Source organism: Allobosea sp., assembly GCF_035944895.1.
Classification (GTDB): domain Bacteria; phylum Pseudomonadota; class Alphaproteobacteria; order Rhizobiales; family Beijerinckiaceae; genus Allobosea.
Genome location: NZ_DASZAT010000008.1, coordinates 594,458 through 620,984, shown reverse-complemented (window position 1 = coordinate 620,984; position 26,527 = coordinate 594,458). Strand labels below are relative to the sequence as shown.

Sequence of the window (26,527 nt, the reverse complement as noted above, 5' to 3'; positions counted from 1 at the left end):
ATCTCGTCTCGACATACGCTTTGCGAGACGCTCCCATGATTCTTCAGGCTCGCCCAACTACGGGCGAGCTTGTGAGGCAAAGCTGATCAGGCGCCGAGCTGATCTCGGATCGGCAATTGCCTGATCCGTTTGCCGGTCGCGGCGAACACTGCGTTGGCGATGGCTGGGGCAACGGGCGGCAAGCCCGGTTCGCCGACGCCGCCAAGCGGACGCTCATAATCGCCCGCAGGCAGGAGATGCACGCGAATATCCCGCGGCGCCGAATCCATGCGCGTCAGCTCGTAGGTGTCGAAATTGTCCTGTTCGGCACGGCCGTTCTTGAAGGAGATCTCGGCCGAGCTTGCGATGCCGGCGCCCATGATGACTGCGCCTTCCATTTGCGAACGGACGCGGTCCGGGTTGACCATCGGCCCGCAATCGATCGCGATATCGACACGCGGGATCGAAAGCCTTCCGCGCTCGCTGACGACTACCTCCACCGCCGCAGCAATATAGCTCACGAAGCTGTAGTGACCCGCGATGCCGAGCCCGCTGCCCTTGGGCAAGCTACGTCCCCAGCCTATCCCCTGAGCCGCGGTTTCGATCACACGTCGCAGGCGTCCCGTGTCGATCGGATAGCGCTGCGGATCCTCGCCATGATTCCAGACATCGCCGATCTTGGTCGGATCGATGAGCCTCGCCGGACCGATCAACTCCAGCAGGTAGTCTTTCGGGTCGCGGCCGGCCGCGTGGGCAAGCTCGGCAACGAAGGACTGCACCGCGAAGGCATGGGGGATATTCGAGACGGCCCTGTACCACCCGATGCGGACATGGGCGGGCGCCTCCGGGTTCTCCGCCCGGATATTCGGAATGTCGAAGGGCAGATTGACCAGCCCCATCCCGAGCTCGAACGGCAATTCATGCTTGGGATCCGGGGCGAAGATCGAACCGATGGTCGGCGCCACGCTGCGATGCAGCCAGGCCGTCACCTTGCCGGAGCTGTCGAGCCCCGCCTCCAGCCGTTCGACCGATACCGTGTGATAGTAGCCGTGGTGGAGATCGTCCTCGCGCGTCCACATCAGCCTGACCGGCGCCCCGTCCATCGCCTGCGAGCAGATTCCGGCCTCGACGACGAAATCGGGCTTGGATTTGCGCCCGAACCCGCCCCCGAGCAGGGTGATGTTGACCTTGACCTTCTCGACCGGCAGGCCGAGCCGCTTGGCAAGGCGCGCACGGGTCACCTGTGGGGCCTGGCTGCAGGCCCAGGCCTCGGCCTCGCCATTGACGATGCGGACCAGCGCCGCCGGCGGCTCCATCGGCGATTGGGCAAGATGCGGAATGTAGTACTCGGCCGTGACGCGCTTGGCCGCTCCAGCCATGGCACGATCGACATCGCCATCATTACGGACGATCTTGGCAGGCTTGCTCGCCGCCTCGCTCAGGCGGGCGCGGTAGCTGTCGGAGGAATAGACCGCGTTCGGGCCATCCTCCCAGGTCACCTTCAGCGCCTCGCGGCCCTTGATGGCGGCCCAGCTGTTGCGGGCGATGACGGCTACCCCACCGAGCGGTTCGAATTCGGACGGGATCGCCGGAGGGTCGATGGCGATGACCTTCACGACGCCCGGCACTTTCAAGGTCTCGGACGCGTCATGGGACGCGACCTTGCCGCCATAGACCGGCGGCCGGGCAACGACGGCGAACAGCATGCCGTCGACGCGGGCATCGATGCCGTAGACGGCCTTGCCCGTGGTGATGTCCTGGTTGTCGACGAGGCCGATCGTATCCTTGCCGATATAGCGGAAGGCGGTTGCGGGCTTGAGCCGCACGCTACTGCGATCGGGCACCGGCAAAGCCGACGCAGCCTTGGCAAGCGCGCCATAGCTCAGGTTGCGCCCGCTGGCGGCATGAGCAACGGCATGGTTGCCAGCGCGCACCTCGGCAACCGCGACGCCCCATTGCGCCGCTGCCGCCTGCTCGAGCATCGTTCGTGCAGCAGCGCCGGCGCGGCGCATCGGCATGAACCAGTGGCGCAGGCTGCGCGATCCGTCCGTGTCCTGATTGCCGAAGCGCTCTTCGTTGGCCCAAGCCTGCATGACCCGCACCCGAGCCCAGTCGGCATCGAGCTCGTCCGCGACCGCCATCGCGAGCGAGGTGCGCACCCCTTGCCCCATCTCCGAGCGATGGCAGGTGATGGTGACGGTGCCGTCCTCGGCCAGGGCGATGAAGACCGCGGGATCGTCGCGCCAGCCATTCGGCATCCCGTCGGCACCGAATTTCTTGTCTTGCGCGGGTGTTGTGACGGGCAGGCCCGCGGCGAGCACGAAAACACCGGCGCCTATGCCCTGCAGCAGATTCCGCCGACTGACATTGGCGAGAGTGCCGCTCGGATTGGGAACATGCTCCGTCATAGGCGCACTCCCTTGGCAGCTTGTTTGATCGCGGCGCGAATACGCGGATAGGTTCCGCAGCGGCAAAGGTTGCCGCTCATCGCACCATCGATGTCCTCGTCGCTCGGATTTGGTGTCTCTTTCAGCAGAGCGCTGGCCTGCATAATCTGGCCCGGCTGACAATAGCCGCACTGGGAGACGTTGAGGTCGCGCCAAGCAGCCTGCACCGGATGATTGCCGTCAGGAGACAGTCCTTCGATCGTGGTGACCGAGAGCCCAGCTGCCGCCGAGATTGCCGTCTGGCAGGCGCGGACGGCCATTCCGTCGAGGTGAATGGTGCATGCTCCGCAGGCTGCGACGCCGCAACCGAACTTGGTGCCGGTCAGACCGAGCTCGTCCCGTAGATACCAGAGCAGCGGCATTTCGGGATCGCCATCGTAGCGGCGCTCCGTTCCGTTCACGACGAGGGTGGTCATCAGCATCTCCTTCTTCGCGACCCGGATATTCCGGGACCGTCTGTGACATGCGACAGCGAGCTCTGATCGAGGCTATGCAGCGCTTCCGCGCGGCAGAACACAAGCTTCACCTGAGCAAGTTATCGTGAGAGGACAATCGCGGTGCCGCGCGTGCTGGCCCGAGGTTCCGCGGCATTCAGGGATTGACCTCGACACGCAGCTTGTGCTCGCCGCGCACCAGCAGTGGTGTGGTACCCCCGTCCAGGTGTCCGAGCCGGATCAAGCCACGCGACCAGCGGTAGGAACCGTGGAACATCGCGAGGTTGCCCCAGGGGGCGTAGTAGCAGAGGTCGCCGATCGCCTCATTGTCGAAGCGGCCGCTGCCGTCCTCGGTGAGCTTGCGCGGCAGATAGGCGATCTTCTCGTTGGTCGCATAGTCGCCGATCGTCAGATCGAGCGGCAGCAGGGAGAACAGGTCCCGCGCGGTGGGATTGTCCTCCAGCGTCGCCGTGAACTCCTGATCCGCGAAGGCAAATCGAAGGCGCATGGCGGTTCCTTTGCTTGGCGAGGCTGTGTTGGTCTGCGCGCGAGCAATGGAGTGAACAGCGAGGCTGGTGGCAGCGCTCGCCAGCACCATGCGACGCGACAGCCTCGCCTGCCCGCATGTCATTCGATGTGCCTCCCTCGATCCCCGGCCTTCCTCACGCAGCCAGATGCCGGTTGAAGAAGCTGGTCAGCTTGTCGAACGGGATCACGTTCAGCTTGTCGTAGAGATCGACGTGGTTGGCGCCTGGGATGATCATGAGCTCCTTCGGCTCCGCGGCCGCCGCATAGGCGGTTTCGCTGAAATAGCGCGAGTGAGCCTTTTCGCCGTGGATCAACAGGATCGGGCGCGGCGAGATCTCCTTGATGTAGGTCAGGAGCGGCATGTTCATGAACGAGAGCGGCGTGGTCCGGCTCCAGGCGTTGCCGGAGTTGACCGCGCGCGCATGATAGCCGCGCGGCGTCCGGTAATAGTCGTGGTAATCGACCAGGAACTGCGCCTCGCCGCCCTTCAAATCGTTGTAAGGAGGCTGGTAGGCCGGGGTTCCATTGGCGGCGTCTTCCCAGCGCTGCCGGCTCATCTGCTCCAGCGCCTGGGTGCGCTGTTCGAGCGTCACGCTGTCATTGTAGCCCTTCGACATGACGCGGGTCATGTCGTACATCGTGCTGGCCACGACGGCCTTGACCCGCTTGTCCACGGCAACGGCATTCAAGGCCATGCTGCCCCAGCCGCAGATGCCGATGACGCCGATCCGCTCGCGATCGACCGACGGGTGCAGGCCGAGATAATCGACCGCGGCGCTGAAATCCTCGGTATTGATATCGGGCGAAGCGACGTTGCGCGGCTCGCCGCCGCTTTCGCCGGTGAAGGATGCATCGAAGGCCAACGCCACGAAACCGCGCTCCGCCATCGTCTGCGCATAGAGGCCGGAGGATTGCTCCTTCACCGCGCCGAACGGGCCGCCGACAGCCAGCGCCGCCAGCCGCCAACCGGACCGATCCTTGGGCAGATACAGATCGCCCGCCAGGGTGATGCCGTACCGGTTCCTGAAGGTGACCTTCCGATGATCGACATTTTCGCTCTTCGGGAAGGTCTTGTCCCATTCCGCTGCCATGTTCTGAGCCTTTGCGTTGGAGATCTTGAGGAGTGACGCGGCCGCCAGGGTCGTTACGCCGGCGCCAGTCAGTTTCATCAGTTCGCGTCGATCCATGTGTGTGGTCGGAGCGGTGCGAATGGTCGTGTCGGGGGTGTCCATCGGTATCTCCTCGCTCCTCTGGTCATTTCGATTTCAGCAGGCGTCGACCGTCGCCGATCACCGCGATGCCGATGGCGGCCAGGACCACGCTTCCCGCGAAGGTCGCGAAGATCGACAGGCCATCGAGCAGCAGCCCGCCGACCACGGCGCCGAGCAGGATCGAGACCTGGATCGCGGCCACCATCAGGCTGCCGGCTGCCTCCGCTGCATCGCCCGCGTTCTGAGACATCCACATCATCCAGATCACCGACATGGCGGTGTTCATCGCGCCCCAGATCGCCAGAAACAGGCCCGCTGCGACAACCGAGCCGCCCAGCAGAAGGAGACCGAACGTGCTGCCGCCCATCAGCAGCACGGGGAGCTTCAGGAGAGGTGCAACGCTGCCGCTCAGGAAGCGGCCGGCCCCCCAGGTGCCGACGAAGCCGGCGCAGCCGAGCAGCAGCAGCAGGGTCGAGAGCGTCGTGACATCCGCATCCGTCACCTGCTCCAGAAACGGGCGCAAATAGGTGAACATCGTGAAGGCCGAGCCCCAGGACAGCATCGACGCCAGAATACCCCGAAGGAAGTAGGGGCGCTTCAGCAGCCCGAACATGGTCCTGAAATCCTGCCGCTGACGCGCCGGTAGCGACGGCAGCGCGATCACGTGCCAGACTAGGTTGACGGCAACGATCGGCGTCAGCGCCCAGAACACCACGCGCCAGCCAAACATTCCGCCGAGATAACTGCCGATCGGCGCGGCGAAGGCGGCTGCGATCGCCTGCCCGCCATACATCAGCGCCAAGGCGCGGGGCACCTCGGCCTCGGGAACCAAGCGCATTATGACGGCCGTCGCCAGTGCCCAGAAACCGCCGATGCAGATGCCGAGCAAGGCCCGGCCGAGCATCAGCACCGCGAAGTTCGGCGCGACCGCGACCAGGATCAGCGACACGAGCATGAAGGCCGTCATCGCGACCAGAACCCATTTGCGGTTCAACGTCCCGGCGGCGGTGGTGATGGCCATGCTCGCTGCGACCGCGAAGAGCCCGCTGATCGAGATTGCCTGTCCGGTCTGCCCCTCGGTTGCGCGCAGCCCCTCCGCCATCGGCGTCAGCAGGCTGACCGGCATGAACTCCGAGGCGATCAGCATCGCCACGCAAAGCGCCATCGAGAGGACGGCGCTCCAGATGGCGACCGGCTTGCTTCCTTCTTGCGATAAGGCGGCAACCGCCATGTCCGTTCGCTCCTGCGTGCGTTGTTGCAGCGCAAACTAGCGATCTCACGGCGAGACGATTACCTGCCGGAATTGGAATGAACTAATCGAGTGGATCGATTAATCTCGTGCGTATCGGCGTTGAGGATTTCATGGACAAGACCGATCTCAACCAGCTCAGGTGGTTTCAGATCGTCGCGGAGGAGCACAGCTTCACGCGGGCGGCGGCGAAGATCGGCGTGGCTCAATCGACCCTCAGCTACACGATCAAGCAGCTCGAGGCGCGAATGGGCATACGGCTCCTGACCCGGACGACGCGCAATGTCGCGACGACGGCCGCGGGCGAACGGTTGTTGCAGACCATCGCTCCGCGGATCGCCGAGATCGAGGAGGAGATCGCAGCGTTGATGGCACTGCGCGACAAGCCATCGGGCTCGATCCGGCTGACGCTGTCCGACCATGCCCTCGAAAGCATCGTCTGGCCGAAGCTCAGGCCGATCCTACGGGATTATCCCGACGTCAATGTCGAACTGATCCTCGACAGCACCTTCCGCAACATCGTCGAGGAGGGTTTCGATGCCGGCGTGCGGCTCGGCGAGAGCGTCGAGAAGGACATGATCGCGGTGCGGATCGGCCCGGACTGGCGGCTGGTCGCGGTCGCTTCGCCTGCCTATCTCGACGTGCATGGCGTGCCGCAACATCCGCAGGATCTGATCCGACACGTCTGCATCAACATGCGCCACGAGACGGCCGGCGGACTCTATGTTTGGGAGTTCGAGAAGGACGGACAGGAGCTGCGCGTCCGGGTCAGCGGCCAACTCACCTTCAACAATTCCTACGCCATGATCGACGCTGCGGTGAACGGCTACGGCATCGCCTACGTCCCGAACGACATCGTGGCGCGCCAGGTCGCATCGGGCGAACTGGTCCAGGTGCTGGACGACTGGTCGCCTTTCTTCGACGGCTATTTCCTCTACTATCCGAGCCGCCGTCAGAATCTCCCGGCCTTCAAGGTTATCGTCGAGGCATTGCGCCACCGAAGTCCGACAGGCTCCTGACCGCATTTTTTGGCCGAGGCTGAGCGTGTCGGCCAAGGATTCCGTGGATTGGCGAATCTCCGCGAGATGGCGGTCCGAATGTCCGCTCTCCGGAAGCGCTCAAATGTCTGGACTTAGCGCAAATTGCTGGTAGCCGTTGTTTGGGCGCAAGCTGGAAAGCTGGGAGCTCCGCGGGAGGCCTCGCGGCACGCCATGGCAGACCTATCCCATATGTCTGAGGTTGTCGGAGCAGGCGCGGGCCGCGGCCAGCATGCTGTCGATTAAGACTTGCTCGCGCTCCTTGTCAGGGCCGTTCAACTCGACCGTGTTCACGCTGGCGCTTGCAACGATCGCGCCCTTGGCGTCGATGATCGGCGCGGCGATGGACAGATCGCCGTGGAAATATTGCGAGCGCGTCACGCAATAGCCCTGGGCACGCACGCGATCGAGTTCGAGTTCGAGGGCAGCCCTGTCGATCAGGCTGTGCTCCGTATGCCGCGTGATCTCGGAGCGGTCGATATACGCCTGCCGCTCGTCCCGAGATAGCTGCGAGATCATGACCCGGCCCGATGCCATGTAGATCGCCGGCAGTCGCGCCCCGACCCGAATACTCACCGAAATGATCCGCTTGCTGGGCCAGCGCGCGACCAGGATGATGTCGGTTCCGTCCAGTTTCGCGAGGTTGATGGTCTCGCCGGTCTGGTCGTGTAGTTCCTTGAGCTGCTGCTGTGTGCTGGCGATCACCGGGTCCATGTCGAGATAGCTGAAGCCGAACTCCAGGAGGCGGGGCGACAGGGAATAGGCGCGGCCGCTGGCGTCCTTCACCAGGTAGCCGAGGGCATGCAGCGTATGGACGAAGCGCTGAGCCGAACTCTTGTCGAGATCAGCGCGTGCGGCGATCTCGACCTGTGTAAGCGACTGGCTTTCGCGCGTAAAGGCGCGCAGCACCGAAAATGCCTTTTCGACTGATTTGACGAACAGCGGGCTGTCGGATGTTGCCATGGATGCTCCTAGCAGCGTGCCCAGCAGCGAGGGGCAGTGCCGATGCAGATACCGGCGCCGCCGAAGCGGGGCAACATGCGCCCCAAACGCATGATCGGGATCGCTGTCAATCATCCCGCAGGGCGGATGCCTTGACAAGTGTATTGCGATAGACAGAATTGTAATGCGATACAAAAAGCGATTTCCGCTGACAGCGGCGGCTCAAGAAAGGGGAGAGCGATGGCAGTTTATCGACTGGAACGGGTCAACACTGCGGCTCTCGTCTTGTCCGCGACGCTGACGGCTGCGCAGGCGCAGGAGAACAAACTCGAAGGCCGCACTCCGGCCGCTGTTGGGCCGGTCGAGCGGGTGGTGTGGGCGCTGCCGGTCGAGCCGGCATCGCTCGATCCGGCGCAGGCCAACGAATTCGTCATTGCGCAGGTTCTGGCGAATGCTTGCGAAAGCCTCTTCGTGCTGGACCCCGAATTCAAGATCCAGAACTGGCTGGCCACCTCGGTATCCCAGCCCGATCAGGCGACCTAAATCTACGAAATCCGCAAGGATGCGACCTTCTGGGATGGCACGCCCGTGACCCCCCAGGATGTCGCCTTCAGCCTGGCGCGCCACATGGATCCGGCGACGAAGTCACGCTGGGCCCGCTACTTCACGAATGTCGAGGCGATAACCGTCGAGGGCGATCACGGCGTCAAGGTCAAGCTCAAACAGCCGGACGTCATGTTCCATGCCGTGATGGCCACCTTGGCGGGGGCGGTGGTCAAGAAGGCGCATGCCGAGGCTCACCAGAACGCGATCGGCACGCCGCAGGCTCTGCCGATGTGCAGCGGCCCGTTCAAGCTGGCGGCCTGGAACGTCGGTTCCTCGATCCAGCTAGTTCGCAACGACAGCCACTGGAACGCGGCGAAGCCCCTGAGCAGCCGCTTCGAATTCAAGTTCGTCACCGATACCGCGGCGCAGGTGAACGGCCTGCTGACCGGCGAGCTGCAGGGCATGTACGGCCCGACGGGAAATGCGATCGCAGGCCTCAAGAAGGCGGACGAGAAGGGCCTGCACTACGGACGCGGCTTCTCGAACTACAACCTGATTCCGAACCAGCGTCCGAGCGGGGCGCCGCTCGTCGTCTCGGACAAGATCCGCCAAGCCCTGTCACTGGCAATCGACCGGACCGCTGTGGCCAGGAACGTTTTCGGAGGGGCCGCGCTGCCGACGTTGTCGCCTGCGCCGAGCGCCTCGCTGAGCTATGGCGGGGACGTCTTTCCGCAAGCGATTGCCAAGCTCGGCACGCCGAAGGTCGATCTCGAGGCGGCCAAGGCGCTGGTCGCGCAGGCCGGGCCGATCACCCAGCCGATCATCCTCGCCTATGGCGCGCGCTCCGACTACCAGCTGCTGGCCACGCTCATCCAGGATGCCGGCCGCAAGATCGGCGTTCCGATCGAGCTCAAATCGGTTCCGTACGGCCAGTATGTCGCCGGCTTCTTCGATGCGAAGCTGCGCGATTACGACATGCTGATGATGACGAAGAACGTCAACATGACGGAGCCGCTGGACTTCTACTCCGTTTTCACCCCGGCCTTCGACGCCCTCAATTTCGGGCGCTACCAGAACAAGGACGTGATCGAAGCGCTGGCCAACGCACGGGCCGAAACCGACCCGGCCGCGCGCGCCCGTCTGATCGCCTCGGTGCAGGACATCATCGTCAGCGACAAGGCCTGGATCCCGCTCGTCGAGTTCACCAACACCGTCTACATGCACCGCGCCATCACCGGTGCGCCCGCATCCTATGTGTTCCCCTACTATCCCTGGGCTGCCGGCGTCGGGGCGGCAGCCAGGTAGCCGGCGGTCAGATGTCGAGAGCCATTACCGTTCGGACGCTGTCGGTCGCATCGACCCTGCTGGTTTCGTCCTTCATCATCTTCGCGGCGATGCATTACTCGCCGGGATCGTCTCTGGCCTTCATCCTGGGCGGTGGCGAGAACACCGCCACCCCCGAACAAGTCGCACTGGTCGAGGCGCAGTACGGGCTGAAGGATCCGCTGTTTCTGCGCTACTGGCATTGGATCAGCGGCGTCTTCACGGGCGATTGGGGCCGGTCCTACGCCATGAAAGAAGATGTCTGGCGGCTGCTGGGGGCGCGGCTTCCCACGACGCTCGGGCTGATCGCGCTGGCCTGTACGATGAGCATCTTCTTCGGCGTCGCCGTCGGAGCGTTGGCTTCGATCGCCGGCCGGACCGCCGGAATCGCCATCACCGCCGTGACGACGGTCGGCTTCGCAACACCGGGCTTTGTCGCTGCCATTATCCTTGTCTCAATCTTCGCCGTGAAGCTCGGCTGGTTTCCGGCTCTTGGCTCGGGAGAAGGATTCATTGACGGGCTATGGCACCTGATCCTCCCGTCGGTCGCGCTCGGACTGACGACCTCCTGCGTCATCGCCCGGATCACGCGCGTCGCGATGACGGCCGAGCTCGGCCGCGAGCATGTCCAGACGGCGATCATCCGCGGCGTGCCGAAGCATCTGATCCTGTGGCGCCATGTCCTGCGCAATGCCCTGATCCCGATCGTCACGGTGTCCAGGATCGCCGCCGCCACCATGGTCGCCGGCACCGTGGTCATCGAGTTCGCCTTCGGCCTGCACGGCCTCGGCACGCTGCTGATCCAGGCGGTCCAGCAGAAGGACGTGCCGGTCGTCCAGGCCATCTCAGTCGTGCTCGTCGGTGCCTATGTCCTCGTGAATTTCGTCGTCGACCTTCTCTATCTCCTGATCGATCCGAGAGTGCGCCTTGCAAACCGCTGAAGCCATGACGGGACCTGGCGGGTTCGCCCGCACCCTGGAGCAACTCGGCCTGGCCGGAACCCTCGCCCTTCTGCTGATGGTCGCGGTCTGCCTCATTGCGATCTTCGCGCCCTGGATCGCTCCGCATGATCCGCTCGAGATCGACGTCGCCAACGCTTTCGGGCCGCCGAGCGCGGCCAATCCCCTTGGCACCGATACGCTCGGCCGCGACATCCTGTCCCGGCTGATCTGGGGCAGCCGCAGCGCATTGCTCGGCCCGCTCGCCATCGTCGCCCTGTCCGGCGGTATAGCCGCGGTGGTCGCCCTGACCGCCGCCTGGAACCGCGGCTGGGTCGACAGCGTCATCAGCCGCATCATCGACATTCAATTCGCGTTCCCGGCCATCCTGCTGGCGTTGCTGGTGGCAGCGGTCTTTTCGAGCGGCTTTTGGCCCGCGGTCGTAGCACTCGCCCTGGCTTCCGTCCCGCACAAGGCTCGCCTGCTCCGCAGCGAGGCCCTGCGCGAGCGCGCCCAGCCCTATATCGAGGCGCTCGAAGTGCAGGGCATGTCCGGGCCCAGCATCACTGCCCGGCACCTCTTCCCCGCGGTCTGGCCGCTGTTCTCGACCCAGCTCATCCTGTCCTTCGGCTATGCGACCATCGAGCTCGCCGCGATCTCCTTCATCGGTCTCGGCATCCAGGCGCCCACGCCCGACTGGGGCCTGATGGTCGCGCAGGGACAGGCGACCCTGATCCAGGGCGAGTTCAGGGAAGCACTGAGCGCCGGCCTCTGCATCGTGGCGGTCGTCACCGCGGTGACGATCATCGGCGACCGGCTGTCCCACATTCACGTCAGGTCGATCTAGTGCTCCTCGACATCAGAAACCTCATCGTCGAGCTGCCTGTGGGCAGGGAGCTGCGACGCATCGTGGCTGACGTCTCCCTCGGCATTGGCGAGGGTGAATCGCTCGCGCTGGTAGGCGAGTCGGGATCCGGCAAGTCGATGACGACCAAGGCGATCACGCGGACGCTGCCCGCCGGCGCGCGCGTGTCGGGCGAGGTCCGCTTCGACGGCAGGCTCGTCGGGGCGATGTCGGAACGCGAGCTGGAAAGCTACCGCCGCGAGCAGATCGGGCTGATCTATCAAGATCCGCGCGCTCACATCAATCCGGTCAGGCGGATCGAGGATTTCCTGCTCGAGGGGCTCCTCCTGTTCGATACCCGGCCACGGGCGGTGCTGCGCCAGAAGGTTGCCGACCTGCTGCAGGAGGTCGGCATCGCGGACCCCGACAGGTGCCTCGGCAGCTACCCACATCAATTGTCCGGCGGCATGCTCCAGCGCGTTGCGATTGCGGCAGCGCTGTCGACCCAGCCGCGCCTGCTGCTCGCCGACGAGTCGACCACCGCGCTCGACGTGACGACCCAGGCGGAGGTCGCACTGCTCCTGAAGCAGTTGCAGACGAGGCGTGGCCTGTCAGTCCTCTTCATCACGCATGATCTCGATCTCGCGGCGCAGATCTGCGACCGCACGGCCGTGATGTATGCCGGGCGCATCGTCGAGATGCAGCCGAGCCGCGCGCTCTACGCCGCACCGGCTCACCCCTATACGAAGGGGCTCCTGCAGTCCCGGCCGAGCGTGGACCGGCGCTATGAGCGGCTGCCAACCCTGCCAGGCAGTCCGACGCCCGCCTACGAAGCGCCCGCCGGCTGCCCCTTTGCGCCGCGCTGCACGGAGCGGATGCCCATTTGCAGCGCCGAGGTACCGCCATTGAAGAGTCATGGCGTAGCGGAACTCGCCTGCCATCTCGGCGCCGCCGCGCGCGGAGGCAATTGAGATGAACAGCTCTTCTTCGGCCCCCCCCTCGTCGTCACGGCGCTGCGGAAGGCGTTCGATGTCGGAGGCGGTTGGCTACAGCCTCGCCGCGAGATCGTGGCCGTCAGCGACGCCTCGTTCGAGGTCGCTGCCGGTCGCAACTTCGGCATCATCGGCGAATCCGGCTCAGGCAAGACGACGATCGCGCGCATTCTCCTTGGGCTGGAGACGGCGACCTCCGGCGAGGTCCACTTCTTCGACGAGCCCTTCGCGCGCGACCGCAAGGCGGCCGCGCGTCTCGCCCATGCGCGGCGCATCCAGATGGTCTTCCAGGATCCCTACAGCTCGCTCGATCCGCGCCAGACGATCGGCGATGGCTTGCGCGAGCTTCTGCGTCTCTATGGCGCTGATGCAGTGGACCGCGAGTGCCAGTTGCTGCTCGATCAGGTAGGCATCAGCCGCGCCCTCGCAGAGGCGTTGCCGCGCCGGCTGTCGGGCGGGCAGCGCCAGCGCGTTGCGATCGCGCGGGCTCTTGCGGCCAAGCCGCGCTTCATCCTGCTCGACGAGGCCGTCGCGTCGCTCGACGTCTCGATCCAGGCCCAGATCCTGAACATGCTCGCGGACATCCAGAGCGTTTCCGCCGTCCAGTACATCCTGATCTCACACAACCTCGCGGTCGTGCGCCAGCTTACGGATGACTGCATCGTCATGCATCGCGGCGCCATCGTCGAGCGGGGGGCGACCGAAGACGTGCTCGCCAACCCGCAGCACGAATACACGGCGCAGCTCCGCAACAGCATTCCCGATCCCGACAAACCTCTTCAGTGATGGAAGCCAGAGCCATGGCAGGCAAGACGACTTCAGTGGACAATGTGCTCATCGTCGGCGGCGGCGTCGGCGGGCTGACGCTGGCCATCGCCCTTCGTGCGACCGGCATCGCGGTCGAGATCGTCGATACCCAGCCGTACCCGTCAGGCTCCGGGATTGGGATCGGGCCGAGCGGTCTTCGGCTGCTCGATCGCTTCGGCCTGGCGGCGAAGATCGTCGCCGAGGGCACCTCGAGCAATTCGATCTTCTACGGCGATGCGGCTGGCCGCCCGATCGCCGACCTCGCCTATGTCGCCAAATCGGGTAACGGCCTGCCGTCGAATGTGACGCTGACGCGCGCGGCGTTGTCGGGCGTCCTGCTGAAGGAGGCACTTGCTGCGGGAGCGGTCCTGCGTGAGGGCATCACCGTCGAGCAGATCGCGGAAGCCGACGACCATGTCGTCGCGACGCTGTCCGACGGCACGACGCGCCATGTCGAAATCGTCGTCGGGGCGGATGGCGCCTATTCCCGAGTCCGCGAGCTAGTCTTCGACAAGGAGCTGAAGCCGGTCTTCGCCGGCCAGGGCGTCTGGCGCTGGCTGGTGCCGAACGAGATCGGCCTAAGGGAGGGCAAGACCCTCAAGGGCAGCCGGACCAAGCTCGGCCTGTTTCCTCTCCCGGGCAACACGATCTACGCCTTCCTAATGCTCAACCTCGAGCAGAACGAGTGGATCGACGCCTCGCGGACGACAGAACTCGTCTCCGACTTCATGGCGGAGTACACCGATCCCGACGCCGTCGCGATCGCACAGACACTGGCCGAGGCCGACAGCGTCATCTACAGGCCGCTCGAAAAGCTGTTCGTTGCCGGTGACTGGTATCGCGGCCGGGCCGTCCTCATCGGTGACGCGGCGCACACCATGACGCCTCACCTCGCCAGCGGCGGTGTCATGGCGGTCGAGGATGCGATCGTCCTCGCCGAAGAACTGGGTTCAGGCCTGTCGGTCGACGCTGCCCTGCGCCAATTCATGACGCGGCGCTACGAGCGGGCGAAGTTCATCTTCGAGACGTCGATTCAGTTGTCTCAGCTCGAACAGAGCAACCAAACGGGCGCGCCGGACTATCAAAGCATCCGTGGGGAAGCATTGAAGGTGTTGGCAAAGCCCGTTTGAGAATCCCGCCAAGCGTTTGGTACGTCGGCGGCCCGGATCCTTCCCGAGCCGGCAAAGATGCCTTCGGCGTTCGGCCGAGCTTGGGCCCTGCGGCTGACTATCGGGAGGTCTGCTTCCGGGCTATATCTCAAGGTCGGCTTTTGGCGCGATCCGGGCAGGTCGGCCGCTTTTGGGCAGCGTCGGTTCTGGCCCTTGGCGAACGTTCCGCTTATCCGCTTTGCAGCCCGGAACTCATGTTCGGCGACGCGGAAACAGCCTCAGAGTAGGCCAAGCCGGCTATTCAAGCCGGCCACGTCGGGGGTCGGCCGGTCATCCAAGATCGGAGCTGTGAAGCATGATTGCTCGCCACGACCTTTTCCTGGCGTGGCGCGTCTCGGCTTCGGCATTAGCGACTCCTTCAACCTGGCGCTGCCGATCGCCAAAGCGGCGAATGCCGCAGAAGTGTGATGTAGATCACATACAGCTGCGTGATGCCGATCACATGATGGCCCATGCGATCAAGGGCCCCCGAACAGATTGCGGCCGTGGCGGGCGCTCAAGGCGCGTCGCCCGCGAAGCCATGGCCTTCTCTCGGACAAGGCGGATTCTCAGCGAAGCAGCCGCATCACCAGTCGCCTGGAGCGGCCTACCCATGGAAGGCCGGGCGTTGAGCCTGGATCTGGGTGCCAATTGAACATTCAACGCATCCACCGCTACCCACCGGGATCGCCATTGGAGCTGCTCGAACGAGAGGCAGACCTGGAAGCGCTGGAAGCCGCGCGCCGCGAGGCGATCGCCGGTCAGGGGCGAATTGCGTTGATCAGTGGCGAGGCAGGGATCGGGAAGACGTCGCTCGTCGATCGCTTCCTCGCGACGAGCGGTCATGCGATGAGAGTCCTGAAGGGCAATTGCGATGCGCTTTTTACGCCTTCGCCGCTCGGTCCGCTCTACGACATAGCTCCGCAGTTGGGGGGGCGGCTGCTGGCGCAGCTGGAGAGCGATACGCCGCGCGCCGCCCTTTTCTCCAACGTGCTCGGTCAGATCAGCGATCCCGCGCAGCCTACGCTCCTTTTCATCGAGGACATTCACTGGGCCGATGAGGCGACGCTCGATCTCATCCGGTTTCTCACCCGTCGCCTCGCGCAAACCAGCATTCTCATCGTCGTCACCTATCGCGACGACGAGATTGGCGCACAGCATCCGCTGCAAATCCTTCTGGGTGAACTGGCATCGTCAAAAGCGGCCATCCGCATCGAGTTGACGCGGTTGACGATCGACGCAGTGCGCATCCTGGCGGTGGATCAGCCGCTCGATCCCGCCGCGTTGCACCGGCTGACGTCGGGCAATCCCTTCTTCATCACGGAGGTTCTGGCCAATGCCGGGCGCGGCATACCGACGACGGTGCGTGACGCCGTCCTGGCGCGGGCCGCGAAGCTGAGTGCGGCAGGCCGCAATGTCCTGGAAGCCGCCGCCGTGATTGGCAGCCGGATCGAGTACAGCCTGCTGGAAGACGTCCTTGGTGGCGCTGCCGAAGGCCTGGCGGATTGCATCAGGCACGGAATGATCGAAGCCGCAGGATCCGGCATCGCGTTCCGGCACGAATTGGTCCGCGACGCGATCCTGACCCATCTCGACCCGAGACGCCGTCGCGAGCTCAACCGGTTGGCGCTCGAAGGATTGAAAGCCTATGGGGGCGGGCGCGGCGACCTGGCGCTGCTGGCCCATTTCGCCGAGGGTGCCGGCGACACCAAGGCCGTCCTGGAATTCGGGCCCGCTGCGGCCCGCGCTGCCGCAGCTGCCGGTGCTCATCGCGCCGCGGCCGCGCAGTATCTCCGCGTCCTCGACTTCGCCGGCGCTCAAGCGCCCGCCGAACGAGCGGCGCTCCTGGAGGCCTACGCCAGGGAATGCGCCATCGTCGATGAGCTGATCGAGGCCAGCGAGGCGCATCGCAAGGCAGCCGAATGCTGGCGGCAGGCGGGCGATCGCCTGAAGGAGGGCGAGAGTCTCGCGGCTCTCGCCTTGCCCCTCGTCCGGAGCGGCCAGAACGTTGCTGCAGAAGAGGCGAGCCGGCGCGCGATCGAGGTGCTGGAGGTGATGCCTCCCACGCGCGAGCTGGCAGCCGCCTACCAGGTCCAGGCCCATCTGCGGATGCTGAATCGAGAATGCCTGATCGCCATGCGCTGGGGGAAGAAGGCGATCGAGCTCGCTTCCCGCTTCGACGATAAGGCCATCATCGCGGCGGCGGAGAATACCGTGGGGTCGGCGATGCTTGTATCCGGAGACGAGAGAGGCCGTCCGTACATGGACAGAAGCCTCGCTTTTGCCCGCCAGGCCGGGCTCGAAGACCTGATTGGCCACGCCTACACCAATCTGGGCTCGTGCTATGGCGAGCAGCATCATTTCTTCGAAGCTGAACGACACCTCGTCGAGGGCATCGCCTACGCGGCCGATCGCGACCTGGATCGTGCCAGTCACTACATGGGCGCCTGGCTCGCGATCACGCGGCTCTATCAGGGGCGCTGGAATGAGGCCTGCGACATCGCAACCTCGGTTGTCGAATGCCGCAACATCGCGGCCATAAGCCGGATCGTGGCCTTGGTCGCATTGGGCCGCTTGTGCGCAAGGCGCGGCGATCCCGGCGCAACCGCGGCTCTCGACGAAGCGCTCGAGCTATCGTTGCAGACAAACACCCTGCAGCGCCTCGCGCCGGTTCGCGCGGCACGCGCCGAGATCGCCTGGCTTGCCGGCGACCATGAGACCGCGAGGGCAGAGGCAATCGCGGTCTACGATCTCGCCACTCGGTGCCGACACAACTGGTATGCCGGCGAGCTCGCGTTCTGGCGCTGGAAGGCCGGCGACCCTGTCGTCGCGCCGGAATACAGCGCGCCGCCCTTCCTCATGCAGATCGAGGGGAATTGGCAGGGCGCGGCCGAGGCATGGCGACGCCTGGGCTGTCCCTATGAGGAAGCTCGTGCTCTGATGGATGGCGACGTGCCGGCACAGCTGGCCGCCCTCGAGATATTCGACCGGCTCGGTGCCGCGCCTGCAGCCGCGATCCTGCGACAGCAGATGCGCGGCAACGGGATGCTCAAGATTCCGCGCGGCCAGAGAGCTTCCACGCGCCAGAATCCGTTCGCATTGACCAGGCGCGAGATGGAGATTCTCGGCTGCCTCGCCGACGGCTTGAGCAATGGCAGGATCGGCGCGGAGCTCCACATCTCTCCGAAGACCGTCGATCACCATGTTTCCTCGGTGCTCGGAAAGCTCGGGGTCGGGACGCGCGCCGAGGCGGCCCGGATTGCCGGCGAACAGAAATTGCTGCCGCAGAACAGAGCGCGCAACGCAAAATAGGAAAAGCACTCCCGCTGCTCCGCCCGCCACGCCACATGGCTTGATCGCGTTGGGCAGTCCAGCGGGATCGAGGCGGGAAGCGATTGCGGCTATCGAAGACGCTCTTGCCGGGCCGTCGTACTCGGCCTCGCGGACTGTGCACAGCATCTCACGAGCATTGCGGTTTCCGTTGGCCAACGCATCTGCCCAGATCGCGATGCGAGGAGCAGCCACTCAACGGCCAGGCCCGGTGAGGCACGGCATCGAACTCGTCGTGGCGGCGACAAAATAGGGAGGGCCAAGCCGCAAAATAGGGAGCCCTTCCCGATGCCCCCGCCTGTCACGGAGCCTAGCTTGATCAGGTTAGCAGGGTTCAATCAGCTGAAAACGGGACGCCATGACGCACTTTGGAAAATGCTTTTGCGGCGCAGTCGAACTTGAGGTCAGCGGCGAAGCGGAGGCGATGGGCTATTGCCACTGCAGCTCCTGCCGCTCGTGGTCGGGCGGTCCGGTGAACGCGTTTACCCTGTGGAAGCCCGAGGCGGTGCGGGTCACATCCGGGGCCGAGCATGTCGCGACCTTCCAGAAGACCGCGCTGAGCCAGCGCCAGTACTGTTCGAAATGCGGCGGGCATCTGATGACCAACCATCCGCCCCTGGGGCTCGTCGATGTCTTCGCCGCGACGATCCCGACACTGCCTTTTACCCCCGGCGTCCACGTCAACTACGCCGAGACCGTGCTGCCGATGCGGGACGGACTGCCCAAGTTGAAGGACTTTCCGGCGGCGTTCGGCGGGTCCGGCGAGGAAATCGCCGAGTAGTCCACGACATCGTCGATGGCATCCGGGCCGGCGGTGGGTCCGGGTGCGCCGGCGGTTCAGCTGGCTTGCGCAGGCCGAGCGGACGAAAGCGGGGCGCTGGCGCCCCCAGCTCGAACGACATGAATGGGACACGCGAGGGCGAATGCCTTGCGTCGCAGAATCGCATCCTGAACATGGAAGCAAGATGATGAAGATTTACAACCCACATAAATACAAAGGAAATATTAATATCGACGCAAAAGTATCTATTATCGGAGATGTTACCCATGAATTGGATTTTACCGGATTCAGTGCGATTTTCCTGGCAAAATACTGGCACATAAAATGGCAGAAAGTAACTGAGATAAAATTGAATATTAATATCGATTACGCTTTGTATGAAGATAATATCGCGAACGCTGCGGCCGTGCAAATTATGCAGAATCCTCGCGTTCAGCAAAATTATCCCAATGCACCCGGAACCGGGCACTACAAATTTTCGACGTCATGGCTTGTGCACTATGGCGACGACGGACTGACGTTCGATCCGCAGGGCACAGTTGACCTGGGCTCGAATGGTGGATCGTCGGGCGTCGCCGTAGCCGTCGAACTGACTCAGAACCAGAATTCGCACGAGGCCGATGCCGCGTTCGTTTCCCTCCTTATCAAGATGAAGGCGGGCGATTCGAGCGATGGGCTCAGTTTCGGATTATACGGCGTCGGCGTGAGCGGGCTCGGCGCCTCGAAGTCGTCCTATTCGCTGGATGTGCCGCTCAAGATCTTCCTTTACGCGGTCAATCGTCCAAGCAAGGAAAAGCCGGTCACGATCCCCGAGGATCTTCTGTCGTTCTCCGTTCGATTCGTGGAGAACGAGCGGGTCATCAGCGACGCGCACTTGTCCCGGCTGGACGATTGGATCAGCCGCCTGAAGCGTGACTCCCCCAGCCTGACGGGCGCGATCAAAGGCGGCAAGGTGCCGATCTCGCTCTCCGGCTATGCGAGCACGACCGGCTCCACCAAGGTCAACGATAAGATCAGCCTCGATCGCGTCACCTCGCTGGAAATCGAGATCAGGCGAAAATTCGAGAGCCGGGCCATTCGCTTCGTTCGGCAGGCCAAAGGCAACCGCGAAGCCGAACAGAAGGGCGCGGTGCCGGCCGAGAGGCGAGTCGACATCAAGCTCGATCGCGCGGAGGCGATCAAGGCCGTGCAAAGCGGGCCTTGAGGCTTGCCGGTGCCTAGTGGCGGCGCTTCCGCGTGCTGCCCGGTGCTCTAGCTAACCATCGAACCAGCCAGCCTCGCGCCCGCCGCGCGGGCTGAGGAGCCGCATGCCGATGCGACCTGGCAAGCGGCACGCTTCCACCACCGAACCTCGTCTCATGACGATCAAACACCGGAGAAAAAAATGTCCAGCGACTTTCTGCTCGAGATCGATGGAATCAAGGGCGAGAGCCAGGATTCCAAGCACAAGGACACGATCGAGATCGAGTCCTTTTCCTGGGGCGTCGGCAACTCCGGAAGCCACGCCTCGGGCGGTGGCGGCGGCGCTGGCAAGGCCAGTTTCCAGGATCTGCGATTCACGGCCAATGTCAGCAAGGCGTCGCCCACGCTGATGCTGAAATGCGCCACCGGCGAGCACATCAAGAAGGCCGTGCTGCACGTCCGCAAGCAGGGCAAGGGCCAGCAGGAGTTCTACACGATCACCCTCGAGGATCTGCTCGTGTCGAGCTATCAATCGGGCGACAGCACCGGTGGCAACCCGGTGCCGACCGATCAGTTCTCGCTGAACTTCGCCAAGATCAAGTACGAGTACAAGCCGCAGAATCAGGACGGCTCGCTCGGCTCGACCGTGACCGGCACCTACGACCTGAAGGCAAACAAGGAGTGACCTGCCGCCCGGCCGGCGCTGCGCGAGCGGACTTCGGCCGGGCCGCCGGCGTTCATCCTCCCGTTTTTTGAGGACCATCGTCATTGGGCGTTTGCGCAGCCCCGTCGTCGCCACGTCAGCAGCCGGACCGAAACGATCCTGGCAGGACAGGCCGGCACTTCCGAGATGATAGCGGCCCCAAGCAGCGGACCTCCCTGCGCGACGAGACGATGTCATTCGGCGTCGTGTCGTCGAGGGGCGCTGCACCGTATCGAGAGCATCGGCTTCGGAGAGCCTGGGCAAGCCTCAGGCGCAATTTCCGGGCTGGGCGAGATACTGGCGATTCTCGCCAGGAATGGGCATTCCCGTCCGCCTGTCGCGGGGGCACCTCGTGCAATGGTCGAAGACCTGATCGTTGCGCGAACGCATGACGGTTCGGGCCGTTCGGCAGTGTGATACTCTCCTCAGGATCGACCGTATATGACCTCAACACAGCCTCGGCAGCCGCTTGTCTTGGGTTCCAGCACAATTCCGACCAGGCGTTCTGTGCGCCGGATCGCAGAGGCTGCGGAGGGCCCCGTTGCGGTCCAATTCTGGAGGCCACCGATGAACGACGCCCTTCATCGCGTCGTGAATATCTTGTCCGCGAACCCGTTCTTTGCGGGCTTCGAGCAGGACGCCCTCGAGAAGATCGCGGCGGCCTGCAGGCCGCGACACCTCGCTTCGCGGGAGATACTGTTTCTGAAAGGCGACCCGAGCGACGGACTCTACGCCATCAGGCGCGGCCTGATCCGCATCGGGACAACAGATAATCTCGGCCAGCAGATGACGATGAACGTCCTCGGCGGCGGCGATGTCTTCGGTGAAATCGCGCTGCTCGACGGCCAATCCCGGACCGCCGACGCCGTGGCGATGGATGATACCGACATGTTTTTTCTGCCGCGGCGTGAATTCTTGAGCCTGCTTGCTCGCGAGCCTTCTATCGCGCAGCAGGTCATCGGCCTTCTCTGCGCCCGGCTGCGGGATGTCATAGACCGCATGGAGGAGACGAGATTCCTGTCCTCCTCAATTCGGCTTGCACGACGCATTCTGGTGCTCGCCGCCGACTATGGCACGGATGTCCGTGCGTCTCAGGAGGAGCTGGCATCGCTCACCGGCGTGACGCGCGAAACAGTCAACCGCCACCTCCAGTCCTGGAAGCGCGCCGGCGTCATTTCCTTGGGACGAGGACGACTGATGATCAAGGATATCGACGATTTGCGGCGTCTGGCAAAAGTTGATGCCGCCTAGCAGCAGCGTCAACACTGCGGCAGCTCGAGCGCTTATCCAGCTGCTCCTATGTCAGCGGCGAAAACCCGAACGGGTTGGTCGAACCCCTTCAGAACGTGCGCATTCAATTCAACCAGAGGCGCTCGCCCATCGATGGCCTCCGCGGCGACCACATCGATCAGGACTTCGGCATTACCCGCGCTTGCGCATAGGCGCGAGGCGAGATTCACGACGGTTCCAATCGCGGTGTATTCGAGCCGGCCTTCGGAGCCGATACGCCCCACCGTCGCAGGTCCCATCGCGAGCCCGATCCCGAAGCCAAGTTGGTGGTCGAGGCTCCGTCGATCGAGCAAAAGCGACTGGACGGTCTTCTGCATGTCCCGCGCCATATTGACGGCGCACAAGGCCGGGTCCGCGCGGGACACCGGGGCATTGATCAGGACCATCATCCCGTCACCGGAAAAATGCGTCAGCGTGGCCCCGTGGTCGATCACCACCCTGTCCAGAGCATCGTAGTATTCACTTAGGAAGCTCATGACGATTTCAGGTTCGGCACGCGCCGAGAAGGCCGTGAAACCGCGCAGATCGCCGAAAACGACGACCACCTCGATGCGCCGGCCGTCGAGCACGCTGTCGTCGCCAGACCGGTCGACCAGTTCGGCCACCTGCGGCGCGAGAAATCGCTTCAGCCGGCCGATCCGCTCCGAGCGCTCCTGCGACACCGCTAGATCGCCCGCCATCTCGTTGAAGCGTGTCGCCAACCGCTCGAATTCGTCGCCTGTGGCGATGTCGATCCGATGGTCGAACTGCCCGGCGCCGATCCGCGCCACGCCGTCTTCCAGAATGCGGATCGGCTCGATCATGCGCTGGGTGAGCCAGTAGGCGAGCGCCGCCGCGAGGCCGGAACCCACAATGAGGAAGACGCCGGTACGCCACAGGGCGGCATAGATCGGTTCGAAAGCCTCGGCGACTGGCTGCTTGACGACGACGCTCCAGTCGACACCCGGAATCGGCGCCATTGCGGCGAGAACCGTATGTCCGCCGATGTCGCGTCCTGATGTCGCCTGGCCGCTTTGCGCCGTAATGCTCGCTCGAAGAGTCTGGAGCGGCTGTATAGCGGTCTGGTCGGCGCGCAGAACCAGGCTGATATCGGGATGAGCGATGAGGCGCCCCGGCTGGTCGAGAACGAATGCTGCTCCGGTTCGGCCGACCCGGATCGCCGAGATGACGTCCCAGATTAGCTTGAGATTGACCTCGGCGACTGCCACGCCGACGGCCGAACGGGTGCCGGCTACGGCAATGGTCAAGAAAGGCTCGGAGCCGCCATGAAAGGTCACAGGGCCGTACCAAACACCGCCCGGGCGGACGTTCTGGAGCGCAGGGCTGACCGAGTGGTCTGCACCGCCCTCGACCTTGTTGAGCCCCAAGCGCGAGACAAATATGCGCTCTCGCCCGGTGGCGTCGACAAGGGCTAGGCTGACGACGGCGGGAACCTGACGCAACAGACGAAAGGCGTCGAGCCTGCGTCTTTCGTCAGCGCTGTCGGACCATGGCAGCTGGACCGTCCATGCCAGTTGATCGCGAATCCCGTCCAGGAAATCCTGAATTTTCGCAGCGGCGGATCGGGCTTCTGCGTCGAGAAGGTCGTTCAGCCTGGCCTTCTGGTCGCGATGGCCAAACCAGGCTTCGCTACCGCCGGCAACGAGAAGCGGTACGACGACTGCCGCGAACAGCGCGATGAAATACTTCGCGAAGAGCGAGCTCCGTGGAGCGGATAGCGATTGAGTCACCGTGACAGCTCATGCGCCGGCTTTCCGGCCAAGTCTATTCGATCACTACGTCCGCGCTGCTCAAAATTGAGGGCGGCATGGTCAGTCCAAGCTGCTCGGCCGCCTTCAGATTGACGAACAGCTCGAGCTTCGTCACGCGTTGGACCGGCAGATCGGAGGGCTTCTCACCCTTGATGATCCGGCCGGCATAGATTCCGGTATGGCGGTGTGACTGCCTGAAGTCGCCGCCATAGCTCATCAGGCCGCCGGCGTTCGGGAAATCCCGCGCCTGGGTAATGGCGGGGACTTTGTAACGCATGGCAAGCTCGGCGAGGCGCCGGCTTCGGTAGGCGAAATAGGGATCGGAGGTGAAGACCAGCCCAGGCAGCTGCATCTGGGGAACGGCCGCGAACAGAGCCTCCAGTTCCGGCTCGCTGCTGGCATTGAGGAGGCGCAGTCCCAATCCGAGACTGCTCGCAGCGGCCTGCAGGTTTCGCGATTGCGAAGCCGAGGTCGGGCTCGCCGGATTGACGGCGACGGCAAAGGTCTTGGCAGCCGGAAACAGCTCGCTCATGAACTCCAGCCGTTTCAGCGAGACTTCCACGCTGAGGCTGCTTACGCCGGTGAGATTGCCGCCCGGCCGGGACAGGCTGGCGACCAGCCCCAGCGCGACAGGATCGCCCCCCAGCTCGAAGACGATCGGGATCGTCTTGGTCGCCGACCGTGCGGCGAGCGCGACCTCCGCACCGCCCGGCGCGACCATGACGCTGACCTGGCGGTTGGCAAGATCCACCGCGAGTGCCGGCAGTCGGCTATATTGGCCTTCAGCCCAGCGAAAATCGATCGCGACATTGCCGCCGTCGACATACCCGGCTTCGGCCAGCCCCTCGGCAAAGGCGGCGAGGCGGCTGGCATAAGGCTCGGGCGATTCCGAGCCGAGATAGCCGATGACCGGCGTGGTTTTCTGCTGTGCCTGGGTCGAGATCGTGGATGCCGCCATCGCGCCGAGCAGCGCGATGGTCTCGCGCCGCGTCGCTGGAACAACCTGGCGCAAGGCGCATGGCATAGAACGCACGGCCGTTCCCCTTCCGACCGAGATCTGTGCAGATCGGACAGCGCCGAACCCGCACAGATGCCCTTATATCATGCCGGATGAGCCGTGTCGTTGCACCAGTCCGCAGGGGGGCGATCCGAGGAGCCACGAAGGTCGTGGATCCTCGGTTCTAGCGGCCTGGCCTAGTCGATGCGAAAGACGCGTTAGCGTGTGGTTGGAGCAGCCGCCCGGGCGCAGGCGCGGACCGAGGCGGCCGAACTCATCTCAGCCCTCGCGTGACGACGACCTCGAGATAGCTGCTCGGCACCACCACGGTTGCATCCCCCGATCGGTTGAACTGTTCGACAAGCGCCGTCAGATCCAGCGCCAACGCCGCCTTGGCAGGCTGGTCCAGCGCCGCGAAGACCTTGAGCACCGGTCCATAGTAGCTGCTGAAGACCTGGAGCCAGTGCTCCGGCGAGCGATAGCGAAAGACGAAGTCGCGCCGCGCCGTCCGGATCGACACGCCGGGCGCCGCGAACAGCTCGGCCAGGCGCTCCTCTGTGCCCCAGAGCGCGGGCGAACGCAGTCCAGGAGCCGGCGGGACATGTTTCCCGATCGTTTTGAAGAGCTGGCCGATGAAGCCGTCCGGCGTCCAGTTGGCCAGGCCGATCTTGCCGCCATGTCTGCAGACGCGCAGAAGCTCTGCTGCCGCGCGCTCCTGGTCGGGCGTGAACATCACCCCGAAGGTCGACATGACCGCGTCGAAATGGCCATTCGCGAATGGCAAGGCTTCGGCATCGGCTTCGCGGAAGGAAATGTCGAGCCGCTCGGCCGCAGCACGCTCGCGGCCACGATCGAGCAAGGCCGCGACATAGTCCGTGCTGGTGACGTCGCACCAGCGGCGAGCCGCGGCGAGACTGGCATTGCCGTTCCCGGCGGCGACATCGAGCACAGCCTGGCCGCTGCGCAAGTCGAGCACCTCGCACAGACGTTCGCCGACGATCTGCAGGGTCGTTCCGACGATGGCGTAGTCGCCGGACGACCAGGCGCCATGCTGGCGGAGCTTGATCGCCTCGTGGTCGATCCTCTGCGGGGCGGCTTGAAGTATGGTGGACATTGGATGCGTCTCCCGGTGAGTTTTGCTTGGCAGGCTCGGATGAACGGATGAGGCATGGCGCTCCGGCGGGCCTCGCGCCGCACAGCGTGTCACCGCCGCGGATCTATGTGCCGAACGCTGAACTCGATCTCCGAGCGGCTGATGCCGATATCCTTCAGCATCCTGTCGTCGAGCCCCGACAATGCGTTTGCCGCGTGGCGTAGCTGCACCCCAAGGGCGATCCTGCGCAGCCGTCCCGACAGCGCCTCGATCAGCCTGGTTGTCAGCGGGCGCCGGGTAGGCTTTTGATGCGGCGGGACAAAAGGGCCGTGGACCTCATAGAGGAACTGATCGCCGAAGATCTGCCCGACCGCCATGCGCCCGACCAGCCGATCGAGCAACGACTTGGTGCGAGGCCGCAGCATGTCGGCCAGGTCATTGATGTCATGAAGAAAGTCGCTTCTCAGCGCATGCATTGTACCGCTCCATTGCTTTGTCCGCCGCCTCCTCGGGCGGTGTTGCAGCGTTGTGGCGGTTCGGGGGGCATCTCGTCCGTGAGGTGCCGCACACAATCGATTCACTGCATGGGCTGAGCTCGATCGTCCGCGGCACGGTACCGTTTCAGTTCTTCGGCCCGGCCGGCTATGGCGCTATGCTTGGCAGATTGTCCGCGCCGGGGCTCGCCATTCGTGACGCAGCGCCGCTGGCATTCGCCGTGATGATGGAGCGTGCCGGACTTTCGGTCAGTGCGGCGGGATTGGTCGCGCTGTCCGGTGTGGCCGCTCTGGCTCTGCTACGACTTGCCCGGGCGGCTACGGCCGGGGGCTAGGCGGCCGCGCTGGCCTCTGCGAGCACCAAGCAGTTTGGAGCTTGGAGCTAACTCCCGTCAGCAGCGTTCCGGTGTCCGCTTCCGGGCAGCATGCCAACGTCGGCGTTTGGCCTTCTCCGGGCATTGGGAACGTCCGTTTGCGGGCG

General features: G+C 64.3%; 23 protein-coding genes. 13 read left to right on the top strand and 10 right to left on the bottom strand.

Annotation, left to right across the window (positions count from 1 at the left end; genetic code table 11):
• Positions 1 to 86: 86 nt before the first annotated feature.
• The 5 genes from VGV58_RS14535 to VGV58_RS14515 all read right to left on the bottom strand — a co-directional run bounded on the left by VGV58_RS14535 (position 87) and on the right by VGV58_RS14515 (position 5,830).
• Positions 87 to 2,387: a xanthine dehydrogenase family protein molybdopterin-binding subunit gene (locus tag VGV58_RS14535; RefSeq protein ID WP_326874718.1), complete on the bottom strand. Its 2,301-nt coding sequence runs from the start codon at positions 2,385 to 2,387 to the stop codon at positions 87 to 89.
• Positions 2,384 to 2,842, bottom strand: a complete 459-nt coding sequence (locus tag VGV58_RS14530) for a (2Fe-2S)-binding protein (RefSeq protein WP_326874717.1) — start codon at positions 2,840 to 2,842, stop codon at positions 2,384 to 2,386. The genes VGV58_RS14535 and VGV58_RS14530 overlap by 4 nt, the downstream gene beginning before the upstream one ends.
• 175 nt (positions 2,843 to 3,017) lie before the next feature.
• On the bottom strand, positions 3,018 to 3,458 hold the full coding sequence (locus tag VGV58_RS14525; RefSeq protein WP_326874716.1) for a cyclophilin-like fold protein: 441 nt from the start codon (positions 3,456 to 3,458) through the stop codon (positions 3,018 to 3,020).
• Positions 3,459 to 3,522: 64 nt separating this feature from the next.
• Positions 3,523 to 4,620 (bottom strand): alpha/beta hydrolase, encoded by a 1,098-nt coding sequence (locus VGV58_RS14520; RefSeq protein ID WP_326874715.1) that lies wholly within the window; start codon positions 4,618 to 4,620, stop codon positions 3,523 to 3,525.
• 22 nt (positions 4,621 to 4,642) lie between these two features.
• Positions 4,643 to 5,830, bottom strand: a complete 1,188-nt coding sequence (locus VGV58_RS14515; RefSeq protein WP_326874714.1) for an MFS transporter — start codon at positions 5,828 to 5,830, stop codon at positions 4,643 to 4,645.
• Between the two features lie 131 nt (positions 5,831 to 5,961).
• Here VGV58_RS14515 and VGV58_RS14510 point away from each other — a divergent pair, with 131 nt between their 5' ends.
• Positions 5,962 to 6,867: a LysR family transcriptional regulator gene (locus tag VGV58_RS14510; protein WP_326874934.1), complete on the top strand. Its 906-nt coding sequence runs from the start codon at positions 5,962 to 5,964 to the stop codon at positions 6,865 to 6,867.
• A gap of 201 nt (positions 6,868 to 7,068) precedes the next feature.
• On the opposite strand, the gene VGV58_RS14505 is transcribed toward VGV58_RS14510, so the two are convergent.
• On the bottom strand, positions 7,069 to 7,848 hold the full coding sequence (locus VGV58_RS14505) for an IclR family transcriptional regulator (RefSeq protein WP_326874713.1): 780 nt from the start codon (positions 7,846 to 7,848) through the stop codon (positions 7,069 to 7,071).
• Positions 7,849 to 8,112: 264 nt separating this feature from the next.
• On the opposite strand from VGV58_RS14505, the gene VGV58_RS14500 reads away from it, so the two are divergent.
• From VGV58_RS14500 to VGV58_RS14445, 12 genes are all read left to right on the top strand, one after another.
• Positions 8,113 to 8,370: a hypothetical protein gene (locus tag VGV58_RS14500; RefSeq protein ID WP_326874712.1), complete on the top strand. Its 258-nt coding sequence runs from the start codon at positions 8,113 to 8,115 to the stop codon at positions 8,368 to 8,370.
• Positions 8,371 to 9,678: an ABC transporter substrate-binding protein gene (locus VGV58_RS14495; protein WP_326874933.1), complete on the top strand. Its 1,308-nt coding sequence runs from the start codon at positions 8,371 to 8,373 to the stop codon at positions 9,676 to 9,678.
• A gap of 11 nt (positions 9,679 to 9,689) precedes the next feature.
• Positions 9,690 to 10,637 carry an ABC transporter permease gene (locus VGV58_RS14490; RefSeq protein ID WP_326874711.1) on the top strand — a complete coding sequence of 316 codons (948 nt, stop codon included), beginning with the start codon at positions 9,690 to 9,692 and terminating at the stop codon, positions 10,635 to 10,637.
• 4 nt (positions 10,638 to 10,641) lie between these two features.
• Complete coding sequence (locus VGV58_RS14485) at positions 10,642 to 11,481, top strand: ABC transporter permease (protein WP_326874710.1); 840 nt, start codon at positions 10,642 to 10,644, stop codon at positions 11,479 to 11,481.
• Positions 11,481 to 12,449 (top strand): ABC transporter ATP-binding protein, encoded by a 969-nt coding sequence (locus VGV58_RS14480; protein WP_326874709.1) that lies wholly within the window; start codon positions 11,481 to 11,483, stop codon positions 12,447 to 12,449. The genes VGV58_RS14485 and VGV58_RS14480 overlap by 1 nt, the downstream gene beginning before the upstream one ends.
• Before the next feature lie 96 nt (positions 12,450 to 12,545).
• Positions 12,546 to 13,256, top strand: a complete 711-nt coding sequence (locus tag VGV58_RS14475) for an ABC transporter ATP-binding protein (protein WP_326874708.1) — start codon at positions 12,546 to 12,548, stop codon at positions 13,254 to 13,256.
• 14 nt (positions 13,257 to 13,270) lie between these two features.
• Positions 13,271 to 14,407 carry an FAD-dependent monooxygenase gene (locus tag VGV58_RS14470; RefSeq protein ID WP_326874707.1) on the top strand — a complete coding sequence of 379 codons (1,137 nt, stop codon included), beginning with the start codon at positions 13,271 to 13,273 and terminating at the stop codon, positions 14,405 to 14,407.
• 711 nt (positions 14,408 to 15,118) lie between these two features.
• Positions 15,119 to 17,737 (top strand): ATP-binding protein, encoded by a 2,619-nt coding sequence (locus tag VGV58_RS14465; RefSeq protein ID WP_326874706.1) that lies wholly within the window; start codon positions 15,119 to 15,121, stop codon positions 17,735 to 17,737.
• 376 nt (positions 17,738 to 18,113) lie between these two features.
• On the top strand, positions 18,114 to 18,536 hold the full coding sequence (locus tag VGV58_RS14460) for a GFA family protein (RefSeq protein WP_326874705.1): 423 nt from the start codon (positions 18,114 to 18,116) through the stop codon (positions 18,534 to 18,536).
• Between the two features lie 184 nt (positions 18,537 to 18,720).
• Positions 18,721 to 19,740: an OmpA family protein gene (locus VGV58_RS14455; protein ID WP_326874704.1), complete on the top strand. Its 1,020-nt coding sequence runs from the start codon at positions 18,721 to 18,723 to the stop codon at positions 19,738 to 19,740.
• A 180-nt stretch (positions 19,741 to 19,920) separates the two neighbouring features.
• Positions 19,921 to 20,403, top strand: a complete 483-nt coding sequence (locus VGV58_RS14450; RefSeq protein WP_326874703.1) for an Hcp family type VI secretion system effector — start codon at positions 19,921 to 19,923, stop codon at positions 20,401 to 20,403.
• 585 nt (positions 20,404 to 20,988) lie between these two features.
• Entirely contained in the window at positions 20,989 to 21,672 is a 684-nt protein-coding gene (locus VGV58_RS14445) for a Crp/Fnr family transcriptional regulator (RefSeq protein ID WP_326874702.1), read from the top strand.
• A gap of 32 nt (positions 21,673 to 21,704) precedes the next feature.
• Here VGV58_RS14445 and VGV58_RS14440 read toward each other — a convergent pair whose 3' ends face one another.
• The 4 genes from VGV58_RS14440 to VGV58_RS14425 all read right to left on the bottom strand — a co-directional run bounded on the left by VGV58_RS14440 (position 21,705) and on the right by VGV58_RS14425 (position 26,028).
• Positions 21,705 to 23,441, bottom strand: a complete 1,737-nt coding sequence (locus tag VGV58_RS14440; protein WP_326874701.1) for a cache domain-containing protein — start codon at positions 23,439 to 23,441, stop codon at positions 21,705 to 21,707.
• A gap of 34 nt (positions 23,442 to 23,475) precedes the next feature.
• Positions 23,476 to 24,486 (bottom strand): ABC transporter substrate-binding protein, encoded by a 1,011-nt coding sequence (locus VGV58_RS14435; protein ID WP_414643984.1) that lies wholly within the window; start codon positions 24,484 to 24,486, stop codon positions 23,476 to 23,478.
• A 247-nt stretch (positions 24,487 to 24,733) separates the two neighbouring features.
• Positions 24,734 to 25,573, bottom strand: a complete 840-nt coding sequence (locus tag VGV58_RS14430; protein ID WP_326874700.1) for a class I SAM-dependent methyltransferase — start codon at positions 25,571 to 25,573, stop codon at positions 24,734 to 24,736.
• A gap of 89 nt (positions 25,574 to 25,662) precedes the next feature.
• Positions 25,663 to 26,028 (bottom strand): DUF1127 domain-containing protein, encoded by a 366-nt coding sequence (locus VGV58_RS14425; protein WP_326874699.1) that lies wholly within the window; start codon positions 26,026 to 26,028, stop codon positions 25,663 to 25,665.
• Between the last annotated feature and the right edge of the window lie 499 nt (positions 26,029 to 26,527).